A 1,267-nucleotide genomic window follows, 5' to 3' on the forward strand; every position below is an offset into this window, starting at 1 on the left:
TCAGAGTCACAACCGAGACACCGTCCACAACAATAGGATGTTTGCCTTTCGCTAAGTAAAAGAGATTACCAACAAGCTCGGGCACATATCCAAATGACTGCCTGTTTCCTCGCTTAGGATCACCCCAGTAGTTCTTCATATTCATGAACCCGCCATCCCATACATAGAGTAACCTACACTCAACAGTGTCCCAGCAATAAGAAAGCTTCGGGCCGTGATTGACTCCAATGGCGGCAGGCAATCCAGTGATAGGCTTGTACTCACCTTTCACATCCTTACCAGCTCCAGGACTATATATTGGTGAATTTAATCCCAGGTGATGGTTCGGTAAAGCCTCATCTGTTAGACCCACCTTAGGCATAAAAGTCCGCAGAACTAGAGGTCTTTGCGCACTCCCCATTGGAACATTATTATAAGTTAAGTAAGGAGATTTTTGAGCCTGTAGAGTAATAGTATTACTGCATAGAAGCAGCATCGTAATAAATAATTTCTTCATCTTTTTATTTGGATTTCATTGAAGCGACCTGATTTTTCAGATACTTAAGAGCACTAGCAGGACGTGTATCAAGATTGTCCCATCCGCATTCCATGGAGACACTACCGCTATATTTAGCTTTATGTAATGCCTTCAGATAAGGGGTGAAATCATACTGCTCCGTCCCGGGTGCAGAACGTTTCTTCTTCTCCGCGATATGACAATGCCGCACAAAGTTCACAGTCTTCATGATGTCTTCAGGAGGTTCTTCATTACGGGCCACATGGAAAATATCACACACCATCCCTAGGGCCGGGTGATTCACTTTTTCAATAATAGCGGCGCCCTCCACTTGTGTGTTGATGAAATTATCTTCTTTTCTATTCAGTGGCTCTAGCCAGATCTCTACTCCTTGAGCGTGCGCTAGTGGAGCCATCTTCTTTAGCAGTTCGACAAACTGCTTCTCAGCATCTTCACGCTTATCTCCCTCTTTTAATCTTCGTGATCCAGAGCTTCCAAAGACAATACCCTCCACGCCAGCTAGCTTAGCGCGTTTGAAGACTGTATCTGCACGGTTCAGCACTCCCTCGTGATTAGCATCCTTACCCACGCTCCTAAGCGACCCAGGCATAAAGCTATTACAAGCTTTCACTCGCACTTTGCTCTCGTTTAGTTTTTTTAGCATCACTGCAAATTTTTCATCACTCTTTGATGGCATAAGTAGGCCATGAGTCGTTTCCTCCGCGTAATCATAGCCCGCATACTGAAACTTAGTAGTGAACTTATTAACCC

Annotated in this window: 1 protein-coding gene and 1 pseudogene; both read right to left on the reverse strand. The window is 44.6% G+C overall.

What is annotated here, in order from left to right:
- Window positions 1-496 (reverse strand): annotated as a pseudogene (locus tag BSZ32_RS18590) (hypothetical protein); the annotation flags it as partial.
- A 4-nt stretch (window positions 497-500) separates the two neighbouring features.
- Window positions 501-1,267: sugar phosphate isomerase/epimerase family protein (locus tag BSZ32_RS01350; protein ID WP_105041751.1), on the reverse strand; the 767-nt coding region annotated here is incomplete at its 5' end.

This window comes from Rubritalea profundi (genome assembly GCF_002954445.1).
In the GTDB taxonomy this organism is placed as follows: Bacteria; Verrucomicrobiota; Verrucomicrobiia; order Verrucomicrobiales; family Akkermansiaceae; genus Rubritalea; species Rubritalea profundi.